This window comes from Photorhabdus hindustanensis, from assembly GCF_002968995.1.
GTDB classification, from domain to species: domain Bacteria; phylum Pseudomonadota; class Gammaproteobacteria; order Enterobacterales; family Enterobacteriaceae; genus Photorhabdus; species Photorhabdus akhurstii.
Genome location: NZ_PUWT01000023.1, coordinates 66,601 through 91,658 on the forward strand (window position 1 = coordinate 66,601; position 25,058 = coordinate 91,658).

Consider the following 25,058-nt stretch of genomic DNA (forward strand, 5'->3'; position numbering starts at 1 on the left):
AATTTTTATTTTAATTTTTTCGATCGATCTCAAAATTTAATAAAATGATTGTGTAAAATTTCATCTATAATTTTTATTTTGTCATGCAATATTATTGCTAAGTAATAATCATCTTTTGTTTTCATGTCAATTTGTTAAATTAATATATTGAGTATGTAATTTCATAATGTTATAAATATTTCATTAAATTAAAACATTTAGAGTGTTTTTTAATTTATTGATTTAATTTAAGTATTTATTGTAATTTAATTGATTTTGTTAATTTTATATTCAGGTTAATATATTTTTCATTAACTTTTTTATCAGTAACTAATTAACTTCCCACAATGTGATATAAAACTAATCTTATATAAAAATAAAAAAAATCATGTTGACAACGACTGCTTTGATTTATATTGTTTGTGAAAATATTACTCTGCCATTTATTAACTTATTTTCTTGTATATGTTTTTAATTTTCAGGAATGATTATATGTACATATGTCAAAAAATATTCTCAGATGGTTAGAGGACAGCTGTCATTCAAATTCTTATCTTTTAGGTGCCGATGAATGGCTCAGTATTAAATATTCATAAAGGTTAGAACATATGAAACGTGTTCTTGTAGTGTCATATTCTCAAAGTGGTCAATTGACCGAGGTGGTAAAAAGCTTAATCTCTCCCCTGCAAGAGTCTGACGAGATATACATCCGTGAAGTTGTTCTGAAACCGGTTCCGGAATTTGCGTTTCCCTGGAAATTTTCCAAATTTGTTGATGTTTTCCCAGAAACAGTGCAGTTACATCCGCCTGAGCTAGCACCTTTGAATCTGGAAGACGAAGAACCTTTTGATTTGGTCATATTAGGCTACCAGGTTTGGTATTTATCGCCGGCTCCTCCGATAACAGCATTTCTTAAGAGTAAAGAAGGAAAGCGTGTACTTAATGGCCGACCGGTGGTGACAGTTATTGCTTGCCGAAATATGTGGTTGATAGCTCAGGAAACTGTCAAAAGATTGTTGCATGAAAGTGGAGCGTATTTGCGCGATAACGTGGTCTTTGTTGATAAAGCAAACTTTTTTGCAACAGTATTCACAACCCCGATATGGCTAATGACAGGAAAAAGACAGCCATTTCCTAGCTTACCGCGGGCGGGCGTATCGGAGGAAGACGTTAAAGATGCCACACGTTTTGGTGATGCATTATTGGCTGCGCTTAAAACGGATAAAGAGAAAGTTGATGCTCCAATGTTGAAAGGTATGGGAGCGGCGGTTGTCGACCAAGCTTTTATTTTCGGTGAACGTGCGGCGCATCGAGGGTTTAGATTTTGGTCCGGGCTGATTTGCCGTGTAGGCAAACGAGGGATATGGGTAAGACGCTCTTTATTAGCGTTGTTTGTAACCTATTTGATATTGATGGTACTAGTTGTTTTTCCTATTTCAGTGGTTGTGCGCCGTTTGCTTGCCCCATTACTAAAAGAACGTCTTAATGAATTACAGAAATACTATGAACAACCTTCAGGTTCTGCCCGCTATGATGATAAGGAGATAAATAAGTAAATGAGTAACAACGTTTATATCACTAAAGTTTCTGCGTTTATGCCGGGAAACCCGATAGATAATAATACAATGGAATCTGTTCTTGGTTTTGTTGGCGGTCGTCCATCAAGATCTCGTCATATAGTCCTTCGCAATAATGGTATCAAATATCGCCATTATGCACTGGATCCGGAGACAGGTGAGGCAACTTATACATCTGCTCAACTAGCGGCTGAAGCAGTAAAAGGTTTGGTTGATGAACACTTCTCTTTAGACGATATGCAAATTCTGGCAGCAAGCAGTGGTACTCCTGATCAAATTATACCGGGTCATGGTCTCATGGTTCATGGAGAGCTCAAAAATAAACCATGTGAAGTTATCTCAACTTCCAGTGCTTGTGCTGCGGGTATCACAGCGATGAAATATGCTTATTTGTCCGTTCTTTCGGGAGCGACAAGTAATGCGGTTTCAACAACGTCGGAAGTACCTTCCACTGTATTACATGCCCGCAATTTCCAGAGTGAAAACGAAACTCGGGTTGCAGAACTGGAACGACGCCCTGAAATCGCTTTTGAAAAAGATTTTCTACGTTGGATGCTTTCTGATGGCGCTGGCGCTGCTTTACTTGAAAACAAACCTCGACCTGATGGTGTTTCATTACGAATTGATTGGATAGATATTTACTCTTTTGCTAATGAGCAAGAGACATGTATGTACTCAGGTGGAGAAAAGTTAGCAGATGGCAGTTTGAAAGGTTGGGCTCAAATGAGTCAGGCTGATTGGCTTGCCTATTCTGTTTTCTGCATCAAACAAGATGTCAGATATTTAAATGAGAGGGTCGTTAAATACACACTTACCGAACCATTGAGACGGATAGTTGCTGATCGTAATTTATCGGCAGAATCTATTGATTGGTTCTTGCCTCATTACTCATCTGAATATTTCCGCATGAAATTTGCCAAGGGTCTTGAAGATATTAATTTTGGTATTGAACAAGAGCGTTGGTTTACTAACTTAACAATGAAAGGAAATACCGGATCGGCTTCTATTTATATCATGTTGGATGAGCTTATGAAGTCGGGTAAATTGAAGAAAGATCAGCGTCTGTTATGTTTTATCCCTGAAAGTGCCAGATTCACAGGGGCATTCATGCACCTGACTGTTGTGTAAATATTTAATCTTAGTGTTAATGAAGAATGGGGAAACAACCTGTTTCCCCTCGTAATTGGTACATCTAGGAAAATACAGCGTGGAAAATTTAGAGAATCGTGTCAAAAGTGTTGTTGCAGAACAACTTGGAATACCTGAAACCCAGATTCTTAATACACAAACATTCGAGGAATTAGGTGCCGACTCGTTAGATAATGTTGAACTAATTATGGCTCTGGAAGAACACTTCGGAATAACTATTGATGATGAAGAAGCGGAAAAAATAGTGACGATACAGAATGCTATTGATTGTATCGATTCGAAGTTGGAATCCGCTAACTAATTTGAAGAACTTTATTATCTTTATGAATAAAAAAAGCACATATGATTATCATATGTGCCTTTTTTTGTTTTTGGTTCAATAGGGTTATTTGAACAGATCTGCGCTGATCGTGGAGGTTCCACCACTGGATTGCCATTCACGGGTAATATGGTAGTACTTAGCGCCTTTAGCCGCGGCGCGTTTAGCGACTTCATAGGAAACATCAGGCATGCTGTTGTAATAGCCTGAGAAGGTGATGGAATCAAAAGGTACCATCTGAGCAGCGCTGATTTTATTTAATTCTTGAATTTTCGTACCGTTAGGAAGGGTGACAGTGTAACGCTCACCTTTAGAATACTGGGTTTCAAAGAAGCGACCAACAGAATTACTGGTCGAAGTTGAAGAGGCTAAACCAGGAATTTCTACTTTCTTAGCCGATTCGCCACCAGCAGCCAATGCAGTGCGTCCAGAATCGGAATCTGCCGGGATAACCGCTTCATCAGCCTGAATTTGGCGTTTTGGCGCATCATCTTTATAAACATAAGCGGTAACCGTCTGATTACCGCCATCATTGATTGAAACCTGACGAACAATAAAGAAAGCCGCTGCGCCTTTTTTCTTGGCTTCTTTTGCAATGGTTTCCTTCAAATCAGGTTCAGTGTCATAAAAGCCGCTAATAGTGACCGTATCGAATGGCTCCAGCGTTACAGCTTCTGTTTTGGGTAATTCTTTGATGCCGCGAAACTCACGATATTTAGGTGAATTATCAATTTTCTCTGCATCTTTGTGATACAGATCAGCTACAACGCGCAGGTTGCCACTATTATTCAGATCATCAAGGCTTTGGATATAAAACCCATCAGCACCCATTTTGTCCGCACGACGGGAAACCGCATCGGCAGCTTCATAAATAGCATTAAAAGGGCCTGTAACCGTAATACGTTTAAACGGTTTCAGCTCTGCTGCTTTCTCCGGGGATAACTCCTGAGCTGCTTGAGCAGTGGTAATACCCGTTAATGAGAATACCGCTGCTGCAATCATCGTTGTTTTCAGCTTCATAAAAAATCCTTCCACCTTGCGCATTAAATAATAGTTGTAACTTGCTGAACATGGTTGTGTATCACATAGCCGATAATTATTACATGTAATAATAGCTAATGTCCCACGAATTTATGCTATCAGTATGAATGAATGCAAGTTTATAGAATAGGGCACCATAAGTTTTTAGCAACATAGGGAGTGAGCCAGTTAAAAGTGCGATTTGCACCGGTAATACTATTTATAGTACTACTTATTATAATACTACTTAGTTATTTTTTACCCATTAGCGATCGATCACCGATAATATTTTCAGTTGGTTATTAAAATATTTGTTGATAGATTTTACTGATGGCAGTAATCAAGTTAATTTAGTCGCTAAGTTAACTGTAGCAAGCAATAATCATCATTAATCTTAGGCTTTAGGAAGGGAACATTATGCGTATTGGTGTACCGAAGGAGCGACTTGTCAATGAAGCACGTGTTGCAGCCACACCGAACACTGTGGAACACCTGCTGAAATTGGGATTTAATGTCGTTGTTGAGAGTGGAGCTGGGCGTTTAGCCAGTTTTGAAGATAGTGCTTACCAACAAGTAGGTGCTGAAATTACTGATCGTCATAATATTTGGCGTTCAGATATTATTTTAAAGGTTAATGCTCCTGAGGATGACGAAATTGCATTAATGAAGGAAGAGAGTACGTTGGTTAGTTTTATCTGGCCAGCGCAAAACCCTGAGTTAATGCAGAAGCTATCAGACCGTAAAGTCACGGTGTTGGCGATGGATTCAGTACCGCGTATTTCCAGAGCACAATCGTTGGATGCATTGAGCTCTATGGCAAATATTGCCGGTTATCGTGCAATAGTCGAAGCCGCTCACGAATTTGGCCGTTTTTTTACTGGTCAGATTACTGCGGCAGGAAAAGTCCCGCCAGCCAAAGTGATGATTATTGGCGCCGGTGTTGCTGGTTTGGCTGCTGTCGGGGCAGCGGGCAGTCTGGGCGCGATTGTTCGTGCATTTGATACTCGCCCTGAAGTTAAAGAACAAATTCAGAGCATGGGGGCGGAGTTTCTTGAGCTGAATTTTGAAGAAGAGGCCGGTAGTGGTGACGGATATGCAAAAGTGATGTCCGAAGCCTTCATTAAAGCGGAGATGGCGCTTTTTGCTGAACAGGCAAAAGAAGTTGATATCATTGTAACAACCGCGTTAATTCCAGGGAAACCCGCTCCACGTCTTATCACCAAAGAGATGGTTGAATCCATGAAGCCGGGTAGTGTGATTGTTGATCTGGCGGCTCAGACAGGCGGCAACTGCGAATTAACGCAAGCAGATAAATTGGTTGTTACTGCAAATGGTGTGAAAATTATTGGTTACACAGATTTGCCCAGCCGTTTGCCAACACAATCTTCTCAGCTCTACGGTACTAACTTGGTTAATCTGCTCAAGTTGTTGTGTAAAGAAAAAAATGGCGAAATCAATATTGATTTTGACGATGTTGTTATTCGTGGCGTGACAGTCGTCAAAGAGGGAGAAATTACCTGGCCTGCGCCACCGATTCAAGTTTCAGCTCAGCCGCAGGCAAAACCAGCCTCGATTAAAGCAGAAAAGCCAGCGGCGAAACCCGTTTCACCTTGGTTGAAATATGGTTTATTGGCATTGGCTGTTATCTTATTCAGTTGGTTAGCCAATGCTGCGCCAAAAGAATTCTTATCCCACTTTACTGTTTTCGCGTTAGCTTGTGTGGTGGGTTATTACGTGGTTTGGAATGTCAGCCATGCTTTGCACACACCGTTAATGTCGGTAACTAATGCCATTTCGGGGATTATTGTCGTTGGGGCGTTATTACAAATTGGTGATGGTGGATGGGTAAGTTTCTTCTCATTTATTGCTGTTCTTATTGCCAGCATTAATATCTTCGGTGGCTTCACTGTCACTCAACGTATGCTGAAAATGTTTCGTAAGGACTAAGGGGTAACTAATGTCGAGTGGAGTCGTTACAGCAGCATATATTGTTGCCGCCGTTTTATTTATTTTCAGCCTGGCTGGTTTATCTCGTCATGAGAGTTCTAAACGCGGAAATATTTTTGGTATCACCGGAATGGCAATCGCATTGATTGCGACGATTTTCGGGCCTGATACCGGAAGTGTTGTCTGGATTATTCTGGCGATGGTGATCGGTGCGGTTATTGGTATTCGTCTGGCAAATAAAGTTGAAATGACTGAAATGCCGGAATTGGTTGCTATTCTGCACAGTTTTGTTGGGTTGGCCGCCGTGCTGGTCGGTTTTAATAGCTTTATTGCTCACGATAGTTTTGTAGAACCCGTGATGGAGAATATCCATCTAACAGAAGTTTTCTTAGGGGTTTTCATTGGTGCGGTTACTTTCACCGGTTCTGTTGTGGCATTTGGTAAATTATGTGGAAAAATTTCCTCTAAGCCGTTGATGTTGCCAAATCGTCATAAATTAAACCTTGCAGCGCTTGTGCTCTCCTTTGTGCTGTTGATTACCTTTGTGAAAACGGAAAGTACGGGCCTGCAAGTGTTCACGTTATTGCTCATGACAGCAATCGCATTGGCGTTTGGTTGGCATTTGGTCGCTTCCATCGGTGGCGCGGATATGCCAGTGGTGGTTTCAATGCTGAACTCCTATTCGGGTTGGGCCGCAGCAGCAGCGGGTTTCATGTTGAGCAATGATTTGTTGATTGTAACGGGTGCACTGGTTGGTTCTTCGGGGGCGATTCTCTCATACATCATGTGTAAGGCCATGAACCGCTCTTTTATCAGTGTGATTGCCGGCGGGTTTGGTACTGATGGTTCTTCAACCGGTGATGAGCAGGAGATGGGCGAGTACCGCGAAACCACAGCGGAAGAAGTGGCTGAACTATTGAAAAACTCAACTTCTGTTATCATCACGCCGGGATACGGTATGGCGGTTGCACAGGCGCAGTATCCGGTACATGACATCACCGCTAAATTGCGAGAGAAGGGAGTTAATGTCCGCTTTGGTATTCATCCCGTTGCGGGACGTCTACCTGGGCATATGAACGTGCTGTTGGCAGAAGCAAAAGTGCCTTACGACGTTGTTCTGGAAATGGATGAAATCAATGATGATTTCTCTGATACCGATACCGTACTGGTTATTGGCGCCAACGACACCGTTAACCCTGCGGCACAGGAAGATCCCAACAGCCCGATTGCGGGTATGCCCGTTCTGGAGGTTTGGAAAGCACAAAATGTTGTTGTGTTCAAACGTTCTATGAACACAGGTTACGCCGGTGTGCAAAATCCGTTGTTCTTTAAAGACAATAGCCAGATGTTGTTCGGTGATGCGAAGGCGAGCGTAGAGGCAATCCTGCGTGCACTGTGATTTTCTATTGTTTTAACTTACAGCTATGATGGATTTACTGTCTCTTAGTCAGATTTCTTGATTAAGAGACAGAAATTACATTCGTTGTTTTACTTTATTTGCGATTCACTAGTTATTAATGCTTAAGTTAGTGCTTATAGTTGATTTCTCGCTGGTGACGGATAGCCAAAATGTAACGCGTATTACTTCCGGGAAGTTCTCTGTATAACAATATATAGCCTGTACCACCAAAAGGGATAATTAACTCAAAGAGTGGATAAATTTCTGTTGGCCGTCCAGATAAGACGTTAGATTCCAGTGCTTGGATGTGTTTGCTAATGATACTAAGTGCCGACTTCGCAGCAACTGTATCGCGTTGATATAAGAAATCAATAAGACGATTTATATCTCTTGTTGCTGCGGGAGTGACTATTACAGATGGCATTCAGGTGGCTCCTTATCCTCGCCACGTACAATCGCATCCAGCCAATTACAAAGTTCACTGCCAGTTAAATGTAAACCGGTGGCTTCATATTCTAACCAAGCGTTTTCGGCATCACGTAAAAATTGTTGTCTGGCCTCCAAAGTATCAATTTCACTTTCGATTGAACGTACCATAAGCGAATGGGCAGAAATACCTTGCGTGTCAGCCAACGCTTTAATGCGTGTTTTTAACCCTTCATCTAAGCGAAGGGTTATTGTCTGTTTCGTTTGTTTATGCATAACCTTTCTCACAATGATATCACTAGTAACACAAATGCTATCATTAGATAGCGAGCATAACAACATTTCAGGATGTAATACATCGCACGGTTATGTGAAGAGTTCTGCGTTTGTTATTTAATTTCCAGCGTATCGTACCCCCGCCAGCGATAATTCATCACTGATAAAGTCCAGAACAGAATAAAAATCCCGACAACCCAAAAACCAACATTGCCCATATTGTCATTTAATGCCCCGATAGTGTTCCAGAAAACGCCATGCAAATCCCACTGTTCAGCGATAAGCCCAAGCGCTTCCAGCCCACCGATGAACAGTGCTACAGCAACGGAAGCGGCAGTAATGGTCATGTTGTAATAGAGTTTGCGTGTCGGTTGGGAAAACGCCCAACCATAGGCACCCACCATCACAAAATTATCCAGTGAGTCGATGAGTGCCATACCGCTGGTAAATAGCGCCGGGAATACCATCAACGACCATAGAGGAAGCCCACTGAGAGAACCGGCGGCAGATATACTTAATAGCCCAACTTCGGTAGCGGTGTCGAACCCCAATCCAAACAGAAAGCCGACCAAATACATATGCCAGCTTTTGCTTACCAACCGAAAGACTGAGTGAAACAGGCGCGTCATGATCCCTCCCGGCGTCGTTTCTAGTACAGTCAAATCACTTTTAGCCAGATTTCTGCCACGTTTGATCTCCTGAAACTTCTGATAAACGCTTTTTAATATCAGCAAATTAATTAGTGCTATTGCTAGCAGAAAGCAGGCCGAAACTAAGGTACCGGCAATGCCGCCATAGTCATGAATCCAGCCCATTTGATCTTTAAACGCCATAGAGGTTAGGACGATGGCGAAGCAGGCCAGAATAACAATGGTGGAATGCCCAAGAGAAAAGAATGCGCCGACAGCAATAGGTGATTTACCCTGTTGCATCAATTTACGGGTGACGTTATCAATGGCTGCGATGTGATCAGCGTCGACCGCATGGCGCAGTCCATAGCCGTAAGCCAGCAGGGCTGCCCCCATCATAACCGCATGATGACGGAAAGCGATAAATGCCCAAACCCAAGCCAATATGTTGGCGGCAATCAAAACAACAAGAAGAGATACAGCACGTTTTTTATCCGTTAAATTATTCATATGTGGAATACCTGTAAATCTGTAAATGTAAAACCCGTCTTACGGGTGATTGCTAGAAGTCCAAAAAAACAGTAAGTATTTTCTGACTTCATGACCTATAATTTTTTTACCAAGTGGGCATACTAATCAGCTTGTAATATTACCTTGGATAAATTTAAATAAGAGGTAAGAGGACTAACCTGTGTTGAAAAGAATGATCTTAATTGACATATTATGGTCTTTGTGTCAAAGCTTTTTTGCTAAAAGATTATCTAAATCAATATTCGGATAGGGACAGCAGCTTTTGAATAAAGTCTGTTGGAAAAATTGTATTAAGTTATATATTGACATATAAGTTATATATTGACATAGCAGTGTGGCCGTATGGAATAACCAATGATTAGGGGGCTTTATGCAATTAACACCAAGGGAAATCGAAAAACTCATGGTATATACACTGGCTGATGTCGCATTAAAGCGTAAGTCTCGCGGTTTAAAACTCAATTATCCTGAAGCCGTTGCGATTATTACTGCGGCTGCATTGGAAGGCGCCAGAGAGGGGAAAACATTGGAAGAAGTGATGGATGATTCCAGGCATGTTCTGACTAAAGAGGATGTGATGGATGGCGTCGCTGATCTTATTCCGCATGTACAGGTTGAAGCAATATTTACTGATGGTAGTCGTTTGGTCACTGTGCATGATCCCATTCAATGATTGCTGAAACAAATTGTAAATAGCAGGAAAAATTATCTAGACAAAATATTAACTTATGTCTTGACTCACGTCTTAACGTGGAGATTTTCCGATGGAAAAAAATAATAAAGAAGATGTTACTCCGTTGGGGGGGTATATTCTGGCTAAAGACCCGATCTCCTTTAATGAAGATCGTCCGGTTATTCAATTAAAAGTTCGTAATTCAGGTGATCGCCCTATTCAGGTGGGATCTCATTTCCATTTTTTTGAAGTAAATAAAGCTTTGCAATTTAATCGTGCGGCTGCGTTTGGTAAACGACTTAATATCACAGCGACAACCGCTATCCGTTTTGAACCCGGTGATGAAATCGAGGTGTCATTAATCCCGATTGGCGGGAAACAAAACGTTTATGGATTTAATAATTTAGTCGATGGTTGGGCGGGTAAAAGTCAGGTTGTTATTGATGAGCCTGTGGAGAAAACCTGGTTACATGCCGGATAGTAGAATCGAATGAATTCAAGGTAGAGTTGACGAACGTCGGAAAATCTTTCGAACAAAGGAATAAACTATGCCAACCATTTCCCGACAGGAATATGTAGGTCTTTTTGGTCCAACGACCGGCGATAAGATCCGCTTGGGTGATACCAATCTATTTATTGAAATTGAGAAAGATCTGCGTGGCTATGGTGATGAATCGGTCTATGGCGGAGGTAAATCGCTGCGTGATGGTATGGGGGCGGATAACCGTATGACCAGCGAAAACGTATTAGATTTGGTCATCACCAGCGTTACTATTTTAGATGCCCGACAAGGCGTCATTAAAGCAGATGTCGGCATAAAAGGGGGACGCATTGTCGGGATAGGTAAAAGTGGTAATCCTAACATGATGAATGGCGTTACCCCCGGTATGGTGGTTGGTGTTAGTACTGATGCTATCTCTGGTGAGCATCTCATCCTCACGGCTGCTGGTATTGATACCCATATTCACTTTATTTCGCCTCAACAGGCTGAACATGCTTTATCCAATGGGGTGACGACTTTCTTTGGCGGTGGTGTTGGCCCCACTGATGGGACTAATGGCACCACTGTCACCGCTGGTCCGTGGCATATCCATCGCATGTTGCGTGCTTTTGAAAGTTTACCGGTTAACGTAGGTATTTTGGGAAAAGGCCATGCTGCGGTGGCTATGCCGCTGGTTGAACAGATCAAAGCGGGCGTTTCCGGCTTGAAAGTGCACGAAGACTGGGGCGCAACGAATTCCGCGTTGCGTAATGCTTTACGTGTAGCGGATGAAATGGATATCCAAGTCGCAGTGCATACTGATAGCCTGAATGAAGGCGGTTATGTTGAAGATACCATCGATGCTTTTGAAGGTCGTACCATTCATACTTTCCACACCGAAGGCGCCGGTGGCGGACATGCACCGGATATCATTAAAGTTGCCAGCCAGATGAATGTGTTGCCTAGCTCGACTAATCCCACACTGCCTTACGGTATCAATAGCCAGGCAGAACTGTTTGATATGATTATGGTTTGCCATAACCTTAATCCTAAAGTACCGGCTGATGTGGCATTTTCGGAAAGCCGTGTGCGTCCAGAAACTATTGCTGCGGAGAATGTTTTGCACGATATGGGCGTACTGTCGATGTTTTCCAGTGATTCTCAAGCAATGGGGCGAGTGGGAGAAAACTGGCTACGCGTGATGCAGACTGCCCATGCCATGAAAGCGGCACGTGGCAAGTTGCCGGAAGATGCAGCACATAACGACAACTTCCGTGTATTACGTTACGTCGCCAAAATTACGATTAACCCGGCCATTGCTCAGGGCATAAGTCATGTGCTCGGTTCGGTTGAAGTGGGAAAAATGGCGGATCTTGTGCTGTGGGAGCCACGTTTTTTTGGCGTAAAACCTAAGTTGGTCATTAAAGGCGGTATGATTAATTGGGCGGTGATGGGGGACCCAAATGCTTCATTGCCGACGCCGCAGCCGACATTTTATCGTCCGATGTTTGGCGCATTGGGCAAAACCCTTCAGGAAACTTGTGTTACTTTTGTATCCCAGGCGGCGATGGAACTGGGGGTAAAAGAGAGCCTCGGTTTGGAACGTCAGGTTATGGCGGTGCGCAACTGCCGGGCTATCTCTAAGAAAGATATGGTGCGTAATGCTGAAACGCCCGCAATTGAAGTGGATGCAGAAACCTTTGCTGTCAAGGTGAATGGTGAATATGCCACCGTAAAACCGGTCAGGACAGTCGCGCTCAATCAGCGCTATTTCTTTAGTTAATCTATTTTTTGCTGCCGGTCAGAGAATATGTTTCTGGCCGGATTAACCGATCCATGCGTTCAGAGGATTATATTATGATTGTTATTGAACAGATTCTTGGTAATGCCAAAAAGGATGTTTTCTGGCGAGATCGCTTGCAAGGGATCTCGCCGGATATCTTGGTGCTTTCGCAATGGGAAGCGCAAAAAAGCCGTTGTCGTAAATCTACCCTTAATGGATTGGATTTAGGTATTTCCCTTGATCGTCATCAGGTATTGTCTGATGGCGATGTTTTATTGTGGGACGAAGCTAAAGGATTGGCGGTTATTGTTCAAATGAGCTTGCGTGATGTGATGGTTATTCATCTGAAATCATTACTGTCATTAGATTTAGAAACGGTAATGAAAACCAGCTTCGAACTTGGTCACGCTTTAGGTAATCAGCATTGGAAGTCAGTGATTAAAAATAACCAGATTTATATTCCGCTGACAGTATCAACTAAAGTCATGGATTCAGTCATGAAAACCCACGGTTTTCATGCGTTGCCTTACTCCTTTGTTAAAGGTGAAGAGATATTGCCTTCCCTTAACAACTCAGAGGCTCGCTTATTATTCGGTGGTGCAGAGGATTCCGCGACACATGTTCATGTCGAGAACACATTTCTGAACCAGCATGTGATTAAACTAAAATGAACGCTCTCCGCTTAATCAGAATCATGCAGTTTGCTGATTCAGTACTGCCTGTTGGCGCGTTTTCTTTCTCAAACGGTCTGGAATCGGCCATTCAGAGCAAAATCGTGTATGACGTGGCAACGTTAAGCGAGTTTACGCGCACAGCATTGTTACAGGCGGTGAGTAGTGATGGCCGCGCTGTTGTGGCTGCGTGTCAGGCGTTGAATAGTGGGCAACATGATGCCGCTATCACCCATGATTGGGCGGTACTTAACCGCAAATTAAATGAAGAAAGTCGCACAATGGTCACGCGGATGGGGAAAAAATTAGCGGAAATGGCAGTTGAAGTCACCGGTGAATCGTTAATTGCGTGGTGGTTAGCGCAAATAAAGAACGATATTGCCGCCGGTACCTATCCGATTACTTTGGCGGTTGTCATGAGTGCATTGGGTGCGGCTCCACGTGAAGTGATCGTCATGCATCAATATGGCGTTGCAATGACGATACTCAGTGCGGCTATACGCCTGATGCGTGTTACCCATATTGAAATTCAACGTATCTTGTTTTCATTGAATCAAGATATTGAACTGTTTTGTGATGAGGCGGAAAAGGGAGGGATTGAACAGATGACATCTTATGCACCTATGACCGATGTTCTGGCAGCGCTGCACGTTAGCGCGTTTACCCGGCTGTTCAGTAATTAACTTGATCCTGATATCGCTTTTAACCACCTCTTAATCGTGTGAGGAAATCCCTGTGAAAAAAATTACCCGAATTGGTATTGGCGGTCCGGTGGGTTCGGGCAAGACGGCCGTTATTGAAGTGATCACGCCTATCTTGATCCAGCGTGGAATAAAACCTCTGATTATCACCAATGATATTGTTACCACTGAGGATGCTAAACAGGTTAAACGTACTTTGAAGGGCATTTTAGATGAAGAAAAGATACTTGGCGTGGAAACCGGTGCTTGCCCTCATACCGCGGTGCGCGAAGATCCCAGTATGAATATTGCTGCGGTAGAGGAGATGGAAGCGCGTTTTCCTGACAGCGACGTTGTGTTAATTGAAAGTGGTGGTGATAACCTGACACTCACTTTTAGTCCGGCTTTGGCAGATTTTTATATTTATGTGATTGATGTCGCTGAAGGGGAGAAAATCCCGCGCAAGAACGGACCGGGTTTGGTACAGGCTGATATTCTGGTGATCAACAAAATTGATTTAGCGCCTTATGTTGGCGCCAGCTTGGCGGTGATGGAGCATGACACTCAAGTTGTACGTGGTCAGCGCCCTTATATCCTTACCAATTGCAAAACCGGAGAGGGTGTTGAAACGTTGGTAAATATGATCATGCGTGATTTCCTGTTTACCCATTCATTACAGGCGACGCAATGACTTCCACCAGCTCACCGCAAAATATCGGAGATGCATGTCAATGGGCGAATAATCTTGGTGTCAACGCGCCGGAACTTGCACGATTTCAGGATGAACCGCCCCAGATGGCAAGCGGTGATGTCGGTAAAAGTGGTTATCTGCGGTTGGGATTTGCCCGGCGTGGTGATCGTAGTATTTTGGCGCAAATGAAACGCCGGGTGCCTTATTTAGTGCAGCGGGCGCTGTATTGGGATGAGGCATTACCGCAGATGCCGTGTGTATTTATGATCTCCACGTCGGGATGTATCTTGCAAGGGGATAGATTGGCGCTGGACATTCATGTCGCTCCAGAGGCGTTTGGTCATGTCACGACCCAATCGGCGACTAAAATTCATTCGATGGAGAATAACTACGCAGCGCAAGTACAAACTATCCAGATAGAGCAGGGAGGCTATCTGGAAATGATGCCCGATCCGGTAATACCCCATAGTGGTTCTCGGTTTATTACCGACACTCAGATAACCATTCATCCGACTGCCACATTGATTTATTCTGAAATTATTATGTCCGGTCGCAAATACCACCCTGCTGATCAGGGGTTTAAATTTGATGTTTATTCATCACGCATTACGGCAACTGATTTTGATGGCAAGGTATTGTTTACAGAGCGTTATGTACTGGAGCCTAAAAAACAACCGTTGAACAGCGTAGGGGTGATGGGGCCGTTCCATGTGTTCGGCAATGTGATCTTGCTGACACCTCAGGTTCACCATGATCGTATTCTGGCGCGCATGACTCCTCAGTACGATGCTGAAACCGGTATAGCGAGTGGTACCAGTCGCTTACCTAATCAGTGTGGTCTAATCTTTAAGGTATTGGGAAAAGAAACTTATCAAGTTAAAGCGGGTATTCGTCTTTTTTGGCGTATAGCTCGTGAGGAGATCCTTGGTGTTACGCTACCTGAGCCGTTTATCTGGCGATAAAACTTGGGATGAAAATCTGTTTCGGGTTTTATCGCCAAATGGATAATTATCATGCTATTACTATCACTCTTTAGCGGCTTTAACTGGGCATTCAAAACCATCAGGTTTTATCGCCAAAAGGTCACATTTAAGCTGGTCGATCACATGCTCTGCGGTATTTCCCAGAAAAGCGGCGGATAGCCCAGTTCTGCCAAGGATACCAAAAACAATAATGCCCGCGTTCATCTCATCACACATTTTGGGAATAACACTCTCCGGTAATCCTTCATGGATATGAGTATATTTTTCATCAATGCAGAATTTTTGGCGCAATTCTTTCATGGCAATAAGATGCTGGCCACGTAGAGCATGGTTATAAACACTTGGGTCGAAATCGGGTAATTCAATGGCGATATTCAGTGGTGCGACAGGATAAGCGCTGACCAAATGAATTTCTGGGTTTTTCATGACTTGATTCGACAGCTCCTGAGTTTCCTTAACCAGTTTCAGGTTCAGCTCATGATGATATGACTCTTCATTAGACAAATTGACCGCGACTACAACGGAGCCTTGGTCTGGCCATATTTGATCTTTTACCATCCATACTGGACATGGGCATTTGCGGAGTAACTGCCAGTCAAGTGGGGTAACAATCAAGGAGCCTAGCTTGTCATGTTTATGCGTCATTTTCAGAAGTAAATCGTGATTACCTGTAATGACCTCCTGGATAATCGCTTCATAAGGTCGATTATGCCATACCACTTTTATTTCAATATCAATACCGGCTTCCAGATAGTAGTACGCTTGTTGTTTAAGCCAGGCAGTGCGTTGGCTGGTAACCCCTTTACGCATAGCACTAGCTTCTTCTGGGGAGAGTAAGGTGGTCATTTCATAAGAAAGGTCATAAATGGGCAAGAAAGCTTTAATCCGGCCACCGTTGCGTTGCACTATATAAACTGCGCGTCTTAATGCCGGTTGATCGTCCTGACTTGGGTCAATTACAACTAAAAGGTTTTGATAGTTTGCCATAATGGTATCCTCACAGAGGCTAGACAAAACACGCTTCAATACTCACGTTTCAATACTAAAGATAAACCAATATAAGCAAACCGAACAGGTCAGAGGAGAACCAGATCAACAAAATAAGATGATCTGGTTTTAAGATCAGGTAATTGAAACAGATTTTTTTCCGACTAACTCAGACAACTTATCCATGTCTTCAATCGTGATGTATTTACCTTTTACACCGAGAGTATTATTTTTCTGGAAACGCCCAAGCAGACGACTAATAGTTTCAACAGTTAAACCGAGGTAATTACCAATATCACTGCGGGTCATGGTTAAACGGAATTCTCTTGGTGAGAAACCACGCTGAGCGAAACGACGAGAGAGATTATAAATGAATGCAGCTAACCGTTCTTCGGCGTTTTTCTTAGACAACAGCAATATCATCTCTTGGTCGCCCTTAATTTCCCCACTCATTAGACGCATCATCTGCTGGCGAAGATTAGGCATTTTTCCAGACAGGTCATCCAATGTTTCAAATGGAATTTCACAGACCATTGATGTTTCCAGAGCCTGAGCGAAACTTGGATGTTTAGTGTTAAGGATAGCGTCAAAACCGACTAAATCCCCTGCGAGGTGGAAACCTGTAATTTGCTCATCACCTTCTTCAGTGATAGTGTAGCTTTTAATTGTGCCAGAACGGATAGCATAAAGAGATTTCAACTCATCGCCTGCTTTAAATAATGTTTGCCCTTTCTGGATAGGTTTCTTACGCTCAATGATATTATCAAGCTGGTCAAGCTCGTGCTCATTCAGGGTAAAAGGAATGCATAGCTGGTTAATGCTGCAATCCTGGCAGTGGATCGCACAACCACCAGACTGGATTCGACGAATAACACGTTTTTCCTGGATCATATGGCATGCTCATTTGAAATATTCATATCCTTCAACTTTAGCATTTCTTGATGATTCTGGTAAGAGCTATAATGGTTTTCTGCAATTTATTCGAGAAAATGTACTACCTTAATATATTAACTATAAGAAATTGTTACATTACCGTAAAATTAATGTTCGATCATTGCCATAGCAAGATTATATTCAATATCAGCGTCTTGAATTTGGTAAAGAGTTTCTCCTTTATCCACCTATGGCAAGCCCTATTTTTACGTTCTCCATAGCAATTATCTTTTAAAATCTATCTGTTTTTTATTTTTCTGACAAGTCAGATTATGGCTCCATATAAAGGTTTATAGAGAAATAAGACAAGTCTGAAAACATGGCTTGAATTTAAGAGCCTATTTTTGATTTTATTCCTAAATACAACTAGTCAAATAATAATGTAATAGTATATAAAATATTCTGTAGATTCGGCCTATTGCATTAAGAGAATGGATATGAGAGTTTATATTTTAATCGATATGTGATCATCTAAATAGACACGTTGATTGTCACGGGTTTATTTGAGACCGAGCACAGCTGAATAACATTTATCTATAAATATTAGTTGGAGTTATAATGGGTAATTATAAAAACGTGCATGTTTTGCCGAAAAGTCAGTATTTGACTTCTTTGCATACAAAAGCGCGTAATCGTAAAGCCGAACAATCGGAGTTTGTATTTTATTCTGATCGCATCATTCGTTTATTATTAGAGGCGGCGTCTGAGTTGCTACCCTATACCTCTCATAATATTCAAACCCCAATTGGGGATATTTATAATGGAGCGATTTTAAATACTAAGCTTTGTGGTGTTTCGGTAATACGTGCGGGAGAAAGTATAGAGGGTGAGTATCGAAGAATGTATCCTGATTCCCCAATGGGAAAAATTCTTATTCAAAGAGATAAATTGACAAAACTTCCTCGCTATTATTATTCGAATTTACCTGATGATATTGCGGAGAGAACTATTTTACTTTTTGAGCCTATGTTGGCTACGGGAGGCTCATTAGCTAAGGCTATAGATTTACTAAAAGAAAGAGAAGTACCTGAAGATAATATTATTGTTGTTAATTTTCTTTCTTCTCCTATTGGTCTTAATAGAATCATGGCCTTATACCCTAAAATTCAACTGATTACTTCTTCAATTGAGAATGGGCTTAATAAAGATGCTTTTATGAAACCTGGCATAGGTGATTTTGGTGATCGATATTTTGGAACGTATAAACCATCGTGAATGCGATATAATAAAAGTAGATTAATTATCTTTTAGATCTGAAAGGATGACATATTTTACACCACGAATGCCATTGAATCGTTGAACAGTGTGATTCGCCATGCCATTAAGAAACGTAAAATCTTTCCCACTGAGGACGCCGTTCGAAAAGTCGTTTATTTAGCCCTCGAATCTGCTTCTAGAAAGTGGAGTATGCCAATCCGCAATTGGAAACAGGAAATGAGTCGTTTTATTATTGAGTTCAGTGATCGTTTAAACGACCACCTTTAATTAAAGGGCAAATACACAGAATTATTTACAGGGTCGCCCATGCTTTTTATAAAAATAGAGGTTGGTCTTAATCATTATTTTCATCATCTGGGTGTGCTGGTTATCATATTTATCGATTTTCTAATGTGTTAACTTTTCCAAATGCTGGTAAAAATCTCATTCAGTGCTGAGGGTGTAGAATCAGCGGTAAATGGCGTGCAGGAGCGCCAATATACCGTTGATATCTTAGCCGGTTGATAATAAGGAAATTAATCGCTGTTTTTGGCATTACGCTTTCTCAGGTACATTATTTAAAACGGTTTCTCGATCCATCTTTTCAGGCGAAACTGACCTTGGCAGATCCCACGCCAAGTAAGTTAATTTTCAACTGATCACCAGGATTAACTGGCGCCATTGTGGTGAGGGAGCCAGAGAGAATGATTTCTCCATGAAGCAATGCCATATTCAGTGTTCCTAGCATATTCGCTAGCCAGGCAACTGCGTTAGCGGGATGCTCTAGTGCAGCGGCGCCGATGCCGGTGTCAACCAGTTTACCGTTTTTCTCCAGCGTTATTGTAACAGCGGCTAAATCAATTTCTGATGGCAGACGGGTACCATTGCCAATGACAAATAACCCTGATGAAGCATTATCAGCAACAGTATCTGTGATTTTTATTTTCCAGTCACGGATACGGGAATCGACAATTTCGATACAGGGCACGACATAATCTGTTGCTCTGAGTACATCTCCCGCCGTAATACCTGGTCCACTCAGATTGTGTTTCAGGATAAAACCAATTTCACCTTCAGCTTTCGGTGCGATTAATTGATCAATGGGTACAGTGGCGTTGTTTTTGTAATGCATATCTGAGGTGAGAATGCCAAAATCGGGTTGATCGACGCCCAATATATCCATAACTACCTGGCTGGTAATACCGATTTTTTTACCGACAATTTGTGCTCCGGTTGCTTCTAACCGGCGAACAATAACTTTTTGCTGGATGAGATAGGCATCGTGTAATGTGAGTTCTGGATATTCATCAGAGATAGGATCGATAGCTTGACGATTCTGCCATGATTGGAATAGTTTTTCACCAAGATGGTTTATGATGTTATTCATCTGTTGTTGCTCCTAATCAAACCAAAGAAGTGACATTCCAACTGGAATATCACTCGTCTGAAAGAGACATTATTTGTTGCCGTTGAGTAAAAAATCGATATGGAGCCGGTTGAATGTATCCGGGTCTTCATATTGAGGCCAGTGACCGCATTTTTCCATCACGACAAAACGGCTATTTTTAATAAGCCCGGCAAGGCGCTGACCTACTGAAACCGCAGCAGTCGGATCGTGTGTGGTCCATAGCACTAGGGTTTCAGCCTGGATCTTTGCCAGCTCATCTTCGGTCAAGAGGTTACGTAAGCGGGTCTCCATATCTTGCAGACACATAATGTTTTCCATAGCGGACAACATACCCGGTTGACGATAAATGGCAAAACGGGCTTCAACCAGGTCTTCTGCCACCATCGCAGGGTCTTCCATCAGGAATTCAAGACGCTTGCGGGTAGCTTCCCGATCCGGGTTTTTCACGGCATTCAAGCTCAGTGTGCGCAGGCGTTCCATCACATTTGGATCAGCAATCATGCCACCAGCGGTGTTCAACACCAGACGGTGAATATATTGCGGATATTTTGCCGCAAACCGGGCTGCGACCCATCCACCTAATGACTCGCCAGAAAGGTGAATTTTTTTCAGATTTAATGTCTCAATAAGATCCCGCAGGTGTTCCACATAATCGATAATCTCATAGGAACGGACAGGTTTATCCGTGAAGCCATGCCCTAGCATATCGATCGCCAGTACACGAAAATGGGCAGCATGGGGCAATATGTTGCGCATATAAGCTTCTAAATGACCTGCAATACCATGTAAGAAAATGAGAATAGGCCCATTACCTGCTTCAAGAACACGGGTTTTTATTCCTTTTACATCGAGATGATGTAGATGGATTTCACCGCTGGCAATGGCTGACCAAAGCGAACGTAATTCAGGTTGTATAGGTTTATGTTGAGGATTTGCTGATGTTGACATCATGATATCTCCCTTATTTATTTTAAGTTAACACGTTATTAATATAACGACCACGGGTAATATTCACTAATACTTAATATGTCTAGTCTGAAAGGTAAAAACAATGATGCTTATTTTTATTCTCACAGGTATTTATTTTCAACAACATCTATTAAGTGCAATAATAATTCTGAGGTGTTGTCTTTTCGCCATGCCATTATTAACTCTATTGTCGGGGAATAGCCTGATAATGGCCGACAAATAACCGCATCTGTCATGATGCTGGTAATATAGAATGGTACTATTGCACATCCTAAATTTAGACTAACCATGTTTAAGATTAATAACATATTATTAGCTGTCTGAATAATATTAGGAACGACATTATGTTCAGTAAAATAATTTTCTATAATCTGTTGTAATACGCCTGATTGTGTTGGATCGGGCGTAATAAAATTTTCTCCGTGTAGGTCGTTGACTGAAATTTTCTCACAATATCTTAGCCTGTGATTGGCAGGCATCAGAACTACCAGTGGTTCATTAAGAATGACTTTAAAATCAATATAATCGCTCTTTATCGGCGAACGCATGAAAGCGACATCAATGTCACCTTGTAATAATTTCTCTTCTTGTCCTGGATTAAATAAACTAATAAGTTCTACTTTTGCTCCAGGATGAGCCAGGCGAAATATTGGGATGACTTCAGGTAATACTTTAACTTCTGCTGATGGCACAAATCCAATAGTTAGCACAATTTGTTCTTGTGCCGCTCTGCGGGCCATTTTTTTTTGCTTTCTCTGCATTATCAAGAATAAGCCGGGCTTGTTGGAAAAAAACTTCTCCCGCTTTGGTTAGAGAGACTCTACGTTTATTTCTCTCTAATAGTGTGGAACCAATATAATCTTCTAAATCTTTTATTTGTTGACTTAATGAAGGTTGTGCGGTATGCAACTTTTTTGCGGCTTTAGTAAAGTTTAATTCTTCTGCCACCGCAATAAAATAGCGTAAGTGTCTTAATTCCATTGCCGTTTCCTCACATATCGAAAAAAAGTCTCAATTTAAACAAACAATGTATTTCACAAAATATTAATCTATTAATAGCATTCATTTTGCATGTTGGCAAAAAGTCAACCTTTCTTTTACTTGAGGATAAAATAATATGACATTGAGCAAAAATTCAGATATTTACCGCCTGATTGATGCCCGAGCCGGTCGTGTAACTCCTCAGATTTATATCGATCCCGAGCTCTATCAGTTAGAACTCGAAAGAATATTTGGCCGTTGTTGGTTGTTTCTAGCTCATCAAAGCCAAATCCCCAATCCTGGGGATTTTTTTAATACTTATATGGGAGAAGACAGCGTTGTTGTTGTCCGCCAGAAAGATGGTTCCGTTAAAGCTTTCCTTAACCAGTGTCGCCATCGTTCTATGCGGGTTTGTTACGCGGATAGCGGTAATACCCGTGCGTTTACTTGCCCTTATCACGGTTGGTCATATGGTGTGGATGGGCGATTAGTTGACGTTCCGTTGGAAGCGTGCGCCTATCCACATGGGCTTTGCAAAGAGCAATGGGGACTTCAGGAAGTGCCATGTGTGGAAAATTATAAGGGATTGATTTTTGGCAACTGGGATATGACGGCGCCCTCCCTAATTGATTATCTCGGTGATATGGCTTGGTATCTTGATGGTGTGCTTGATCGCCGTGAAGGAGGAACTGAGGTTATTGGCGGTGTGCAAAAGTGGGTGATCAATTGTAACTGGAAATTACCCGCTGAACAGTTTGCCGGTGATCAATACCATGCTTTATTCAGTCATGCCTCTGCTGTACAGGTTTTAAGTGTAAAAGAGGGCGACAGTCATAAAGCATTAGGTGCTGATCAGACTTCCCGGCCAGTTTGGGAAACGGCAAAAGATGCCGTGCAATTTGCCCAGAATGGTCACGGTTGTGGATTTTTCTTGACCGAAAAACCCGATGCCAATGTTTGGGTTGATGGCGCCGTTGCCCGTTACTACCGTGAAACTTATGCTGAGGCAGAGCAGCGACTGGGAAAAGTCAGAGCACTGCGTCTTGCCGGTCACAACAATATTTTCCCGACGCTTTCCTGGCTTAACGGTACCGCAACTATGCGGGTGTGGCATCCGCGTGGACCTGATCAGGTAGAAGTTTGGGCGTTCTGCATCGCAGATAAAGCCGCTTCTCCAGAAGTAAAAGCCGCTTTTGAGAACAGTACTGCCCGTGCATTTGGTCCGGCAGGTTTTCTCGAACAGGATGATTCAGAAAATTGGGTAGAAATCCAGAAGGTACTTAGAGGTTACAAAGCCCGTAACAGCACATTGTGTATGGAAATGAGATTAGGACAAGAAAGAGTGCGGGATGATGGGATTCCGGGTGTGACCAATTATGTTTTTTCCGAAACCGTTGCCCGTGGCATGTATCAGCGTTGGGCTGACTTACTCACCAGCGAAACCTGGGATGAAGTAGAGGAAAAAAGCCGGGTTTATCAGCAGGAGTTGGTCAAATGAAAGAGTTAATTGTCAATCAGGAAAAAAGGGTATCGCCGGAACTGCACTATGAAATAAGCCAGTTCTTGTATTACGAAATTGCATTACTGGATGAGTGGAAATTTCGTGACTGGCTTGAGCTGTTATCAGAAGATCTCAGCTATACCATGCGTACCATTGTTAATGCTCAAACCCGAGATCGCCGTAAGAGTATCCAGCCGCCAACCACTTGGTTGTTCAATGATAATAAATTTCAACTTGAACGCCGGATAGCCCGGTTGGAAACCGGTATGGCATGGGCGGAAGAACCCCCATCTCGTACACGCCATTTACTGACAAACTTAGTGATTACTGAAACGGATTCGCCTGACCAATTTCATGTTCAGTCCAATTATTTGCTGTACCGTTCACAAAAAGAGCGAGATGAAGCTTTTTATGTTGGTAAACGGCTGGATTGTGTTCGCCGTAATCCGAAAACGGATAGCTGGCTGATTTGCAAACGTGAAATTACTTTGGATCAGGCAGTCTTAACTTTCCATAACTTGAGTGTCTTATTCTGATGAGCCAATTATTCGTATGTACTGTTGGAGAATTGCCCGACGGAGAAGCGCGTAAGGTTGAATACACACCGGATATTGCGCTGTTTCACTATGATGGCGAATTCTTTGCTGTTGATGACCGGTGCAGTCATGGTAATGCCTCGATATCCGAAGGGTATTTGGAAGACAATGCGACAGTTGAGTGTCCACTGCATACGGCCAGTTTTTGTCTTAGAACCGGGAGGGCGCTTTGCCTTCCTGCAACAGATCCATTGAAGACCTATCCTGTTGTTGTTAAAGACGGAAACATTTATATCACTGTATCGGAGGTGCAATAATGAGTTGGATCAAAGATCAAGTCATTTTATTAACAGGCGGTGGCTCCGGTTTAGGTTTAGCTTTAGTAGAACGTTTTATTGCTGAAGGCGCTAAAGTGGGCGTTTTGGAGCTATCGGCAGAAAAAGCGACAGCTTTAGCGCACTGTTTTGGTAACGATATCTGTGTTGTTCACGGTGATGTCGCCTCTTTTGAGGACAATGAACAAGCAGTGGCTGAAACTGTTCGGCGCTTTGGCAAACTAGACTGCTTTGTTGGTAATGCCGGGATATGGGATCACAAAATCAGCTTGCTTGACGCCTCGCCAGAGCAGATTGATAAAGGATTTGATGAGCTGATGGGTGTGAACCTGAAAGGGTATATTTTAGGGGCTAAAGCCGTGTTACCGGCGTTAACCGCATCAGAAGGCAGCATGATTTTTACATTGTCAAACTCGTCATGGTTTTCTGGTGGTGGAGGGGTGTTGTATACCGCCAGCAAGCACGGCGCGGTCGGCATGATCCGTCAGTTAGCTTATGAATTAGCGCCAGTTATCAGGGTTAATGGTGTTGCGCCTTGTGGTATGCCAAGCGATCTTCGTGGGGCTGCTTCACTATCTCAGCAAGATAGATGTATTACAGATAACCTGTCATTAGAAAGTCTCGGTGCGATTTTGCCTTTGCAATTCATACCTCAGCCAGAAGATTTCACCGGTCCGTATGTCATGTTGGCTTCCCGCGCCAATAACCGCACTTTAACGGGGGTGATGATAACGGCTGATGCCGGGTTAAGTATCCGTGGCATTCGCCAAGCTACAGCGGGAGTGATGTCTCCGAACAAAAAGGAGAGTTCAAATGACCGTTAAATTGATTTGTACTTCACACACGCCTTTGATGGACTTTGGTTCTCCACCTGAAACGACAGAAAAGCATGTTCGGCTGGTTTTTCAGCAACTGGCTGAACAGATAAAAGCCTACGACCCACAATTGATAGTCATTTTCGCTCCTGACCATTTTAATGGTTTTTTTTTATGACCTC

28 protein-coding genes and 1 pseudogene are annotated in these 25,058 nt (G+C 42.5%); 19 read left to right on the forward strand and 10 right to left on the reverse strand.

The window, feature by feature from the left end:
- Nucleotides 1-587: 587 nt before the first annotated feature.
- From stlC to stlE, 3 genes are all read left to right on the forward strand, one after another.
- Nucleotides 588-1,535, forward strand: coding sequence for a stilbene biosynthesis aromatase StlC (gene stlC / locus C6H66_RS09265; protein ID WP_046394587.1), 948 nt, complete (start codon nucleotides 588-590; stop codon nucleotides 1,533-1,535).
- Nucleotides 1,536-2,684, forward strand: coding sequence for a beta-ketosynthase StlD (stlD, locus tag C6H66_RS09270; protein ID WP_046394588.1), 1,149 nt, complete (start codon nucleotides 1,536-1,538; stop codon nucleotides 2,682-2,684). It begins immediately after the preceding gene.
- 79 nt (nucleotides 2,685-2,763) lie between these two features.
- Nucleotides 2,764-3,006 carry a stilbene biosynthesis acyl carrier protein StlE gene (stlE, locus tag C6H66_RS09275; RefSeq protein WP_036775642.1) on the forward strand — a complete coding sequence of 81 codons (243 nt, stop codon included), beginning with the start codon at nucleotides 2,764-2,766 and terminating at the stop codon, nucleotides 3,004-3,006.
- A gap of 84 nt (nucleotides 3,007-3,090) precedes the next feature.
- Here the strand turns inward: stlE and ydgH are convergent, their stop codons facing one another.
- Nucleotides 3,091-4,044: a DUF1471 family protein YdgH gene (ydgH, locus tag C6H66_RS09280; RefSeq protein ID WP_036775644.1), complete on the reverse strand. Its 954-nt coding sequence runs from the start codon at nucleotides 4,042-4,044 to the stop codon at nucleotides 3,091-3,093.
- Nucleotides 4,045-4,461: 417 nt separating this feature from the next.
- Between ydgH and pntA the strand changes: the two genes are divergently transcribed.
- On the forward strand, nucleotides 4,462-5,991 hold the full coding sequence (pntA, locus tag C6H66_RS09285) for a Re/Si-specific NAD(P)(+) transhydrogenase subunit alpha (protein WP_105395410.1): 1,530 nt from the start codon (nucleotides 4,462-4,464) through the stop codon (nucleotides 5,989-5,991).
- 10 nt (nucleotides 5,992-6,001) lie between these two features.
- Nucleotides 6,002-7,390, forward strand: a complete 1,389-nt coding sequence (gene pntB / locus C6H66_RS09290) for a Re/Si-specific NAD(P)(+) transhydrogenase subunit beta (RefSeq protein WP_105395411.1) — start codon at nucleotides 6,002-6,004, stop codon at nucleotides 7,388-7,390.
- A gap of 127 nt (nucleotides 7,391-7,517) precedes the next feature.
- Here pntB and C6H66_RS09295 read toward each other — a convergent pair whose 3' ends face one another.
- The 3 genes from C6H66_RS09295 to C6H66_RS09305 form a co-directional block, all read right to left on the reverse strand.
- Nucleotides 7,518-7,814, reverse strand: coding sequence for a type II toxin-antitoxin system RelE/ParE family toxin (locus C6H66_RS09295; protein ID WP_011146423.1), 297 nt, complete (start codon nucleotides 7,812-7,814; stop codon nucleotides 7,518-7,520).
- The gene (locus C6H66_RS09300; RefSeq protein ID WP_036806311.1) at nucleotides 7,802-8,092 is read right to left on the reverse strand and encodes a CopG family ribbon-helix-helix protein; all 291 of its coding nucleotides are present in this window, start codon (nucleotides 8,090-8,092) and stop codon (nucleotides 7,802-7,804) included. Before C6H66_RS09300 ends, C6H66_RS09295 begins: the two co-directional genes overlap by 13 nt.
- Before the next feature lie 113 nt (nucleotides 8,093-8,205).
- Entirely contained in the window at nucleotides 8,206-9,231 is a 1,026-nt protein-coding gene (locus C6H66_RS09305; RefSeq protein WP_105395412.1) for a HoxN/HupN/NixA family nickel/cobalt transporter, read from the reverse strand.
- Between the two features lie 391 nt (nucleotides 9,232-9,622).
- On the opposite strand from C6H66_RS09305, the gene C6H66_RS09310 reads away from it, so the two are divergent.
- From C6H66_RS09310 to C6H66_RS09340, 7 genes are all read left to right on the forward strand, one after another.
- Nucleotides 9,623-9,925 carry an urease subunit gamma gene (locus C6H66_RS09310; RefSeq protein WP_011146425.1) on the forward strand — a complete coding sequence of 101 codons (303 nt, stop codon included), beginning with the start codon at nucleotides 9,623-9,625 and terminating at the stop codon, nucleotides 9,923-9,925.
- Nucleotides 9,926-10,016: 91 nt separating this feature from the next.
- Nucleotides 10,017-10,406, forward strand: a complete 390-nt coding sequence (locus C6H66_RS09315; protein ID WP_036775652.1) for an urease subunit beta — start codon at nucleotides 10,017-10,019, stop codon at nucleotides 10,404-10,406.
- A 67-nt stretch (nucleotides 10,407-10,473) separates the two neighbouring features.
- Nucleotides 10,474-12,189 carry an urease subunit alpha gene (locus C6H66_RS09320; protein ID WP_105395413.1) on the forward strand — a complete coding sequence of 572 codons (1,716 nt, stop codon included), beginning with the start codon at nucleotides 10,474-10,476 and terminating at the stop codon, nucleotides 12,187-12,189.
- Nucleotides 12,190-12,263: 74 nt separating this feature from the next.
- A complete protein-coding gene (locus C6H66_RS09325; RefSeq protein WP_046394593.1) occupies nucleotides 12,264-12,860 on the forward strand; it encodes an urease accessory protein UreE in 597 nt (198 codons plus the stop codon).
- Nucleotides 12,857-13,543: an urease accessory protein UreF gene (locus C6H66_RS09330; RefSeq protein ID WP_105395414.1), complete on the forward strand. Its 687-nt coding sequence runs from the start codon at nucleotides 12,857-12,859 to the stop codon at nucleotides 13,541-13,543. Before C6H66_RS09325 ends, C6H66_RS09330 begins: the two co-directional genes overlap by 4 nt.
- A gap of 52 nt (nucleotides 13,544-13,595) precedes the next feature.
- Nucleotides 13,596-14,231: an urease accessory protein UreG gene (gene ureG / locus C6H66_RS09335; RefSeq protein ID WP_011146430.1), complete on the forward strand. Its 636-nt coding sequence runs from the start codon at nucleotides 13,596-13,598 to the stop codon at nucleotides 14,229-14,231.
- Nucleotides 14,228-15,193 carry an urease accessory protein UreD gene (locus C6H66_RS09340; RefSeq protein WP_046394595.1) on the forward strand — a complete coding sequence of 322 codons (966 nt, stop codon included), beginning with the start codon at nucleotides 14,228-14,230 and terminating at the stop codon, nucleotides 15,191-15,193. The genes ureG and C6H66_RS09340 overlap by 4 nt, the downstream gene beginning before the upstream one ends.
- 63 nt (nucleotides 15,194-15,256) lie before the next feature.
- Here C6H66_RS09340 and uspE read toward each other — a convergent pair whose 3' ends face one another.
- Both uspE and fnr read right to left on the reverse strand, forming a co-directional pair.
- Nucleotides 15,257-16,201, reverse strand: coding sequence for a universal stress protein UspE (gene uspE / locus C6H66_RS09345; protein WP_105395415.1), 945 nt, complete (start codon nucleotides 16,199-16,201; stop codon nucleotides 15,257-15,259).
- A 135-nt stretch (nucleotides 16,202-16,336) separates the two neighbouring features.
- Nucleotides 16,337-17,092, reverse strand: a complete 756-nt coding sequence (gene fnr, locus C6H66_RS09350; protein WP_036775662.1) for a fumarate/nitrate reduction transcriptional regulator Fnr — start codon at nucleotides 17,090-17,092, stop codon at nucleotides 16,337-16,339.
- Nucleotides 17,093-17,692: 600 nt separating this feature from the next.
- Here fnr and upp point away from each other — a divergent pair.
- Nucleotides 17,693-18,349 carry a uracil phosphoribosyltransferase gene (gene upp / locus C6H66_RS09355; protein ID WP_046394597.1) on the forward strand — a complete coding sequence of 219 codons (657 nt, stop codon included), beginning with the start codon at nucleotides 17,693-17,695 and terminating at the stop codon, nucleotides 18,347-18,349.
- A gap of 51 nt (nucleotides 18,350-18,400) precedes the next feature.
- Nucleotides 18,401-18,619 (forward strand): annotated as a pseudogene (locus C6H66_RS09360) (transposase); the annotation flags it as partial.
- A gap of 316 nt (nucleotides 18,620-18,935) precedes the next feature.
- Here the strand turns inward: C6H66_RS09360 and C6H66_RS09365 are convergent.
- The 4 genes from C6H66_RS09365 to C6H66_RS26725 all read right to left on the reverse strand — a co-directional run bounded on the left by C6H66_RS09365 (nucleotide 18,936) and on the right by C6H66_RS26725 (nucleotide 21,689).
- Nucleotides 18,936-19,718 carry a fumarylacetoacetate hydrolase family protein gene (locus tag C6H66_RS09365; RefSeq protein WP_105395416.1) on the reverse strand — a complete coding sequence of 261 codons (783 nt, stop codon included), beginning with the start codon at nucleotides 19,716-19,718 and terminating at the stop codon, nucleotides 18,936-18,938.
- Between the two features lie 69 nt (nucleotides 19,719-19,787).
- The gene (locus C6H66_RS09370) at nucleotides 19,788-20,690 is read right to left on the reverse strand and encodes an alpha/beta fold hydrolase (RefSeq protein ID WP_236548170.1); all 903 of its coding nucleotides are present in this window, start codon (nucleotides 20,688-20,690) and stop codon (nucleotides 19,788-19,790) included.
- 119 nt (nucleotides 20,691-20,809) lie between these two features.
- The gene (locus C6H66_RS09375; RefSeq protein WP_248000640.1) at nucleotides 20,810-21,448 is read right to left on the reverse strand and encodes a LysR substrate-binding domain-containing protein; all 639 of its coding nucleotides are present in this window, start codon (nucleotides 21,446-21,448) and stop codon (nucleotides 20,810-20,812) included.
- Nucleotides 21,381-21,689, reverse strand: coding sequence for a LysR family transcriptional regulator (locus tag C6H66_RS26725; RefSeq protein ID WP_248000641.1), 309 nt, complete (start codon nucleotides 21,687-21,689; stop codon nucleotides 21,381-21,383). The genes C6H66_RS09375 and C6H66_RS26725 overlap by 68 nt, the downstream gene beginning before the upstream one ends.
- 136 nt (nucleotides 21,690-21,825) lie before the next feature.
- Between C6H66_RS26725 and hcaE the strand changes: the two genes are divergently transcribed.
- The 5 genes from hcaE to C6H66_RS27260 are packed head-to-tail and all read left to right on the forward strand — an operon-like array spanning nucleotide 21,826 to nucleotide 25,054.
- Nucleotides 21,826-23,187: a 3-phenylpropionate/cinnamic acid dioxygenase subunit alpha gene (hcaE, locus tag C6H66_RS09380; RefSeq protein WP_105395417.1), complete on the forward strand. Its 1,362-nt coding sequence runs from the start codon at nucleotides 21,826-21,828 to the stop codon at nucleotides 23,185-23,187.
- Complete coding sequence (hcaF, locus tag C6H66_RS09385; protein ID WP_046394601.1) at nucleotides 23,184-23,726, forward strand: 3-phenylpropionate/cinnamic acid dioxygenase subunit beta; 543 nt, start codon at nucleotides 23,184-23,186, stop codon at nucleotides 23,724-23,726. Before hcaE ends, hcaF begins: the two co-directional genes overlap by 4 nt.
- Nucleotides 23,726-24,043, forward strand: a complete 318-nt coding sequence (gene hcaC / locus C6H66_RS09390) for a 3-phenylpropionate/cinnamic acid dioxygenase ferredoxin subunit (RefSeq protein ID WP_046394602.1) — start codon at nucleotides 23,726-23,728, stop codon at nucleotides 24,041-24,043. The genes hcaF and hcaC overlap by 1 nt, the downstream gene beginning before the upstream one ends.
- Nucleotides 24,043-24,885, forward strand: coding sequence for a 3-phenylpropionate-dihydrodiol/cinnamic acid-dihydrodiol dehydrogenase (gene hcaB / locus C6H66_RS09395; RefSeq protein WP_105395418.1), 843 nt, complete (start codon nucleotides 24,043-24,045; stop codon nucleotides 24,883-24,885). The genes hcaC and hcaB overlap by 1 nt, the downstream gene beginning before the upstream one ends.
- Nucleotides 24,875-25,054: a DODA-type extradiol aromatic ring-opening family dioxygenase gene (locus C6H66_RS27260; protein WP_282183117.1), complete on the forward strand. Its 180-nt coding sequence runs from the start codon at nucleotides 24,875-24,877 to the stop codon at nucleotides 25,052-25,054. The genes hcaB and C6H66_RS27260 overlap by 11 nt, the downstream gene beginning before the upstream one ends.
- Nucleotides 25,055-25,058 lie beyond the last annotated feature (4 nt).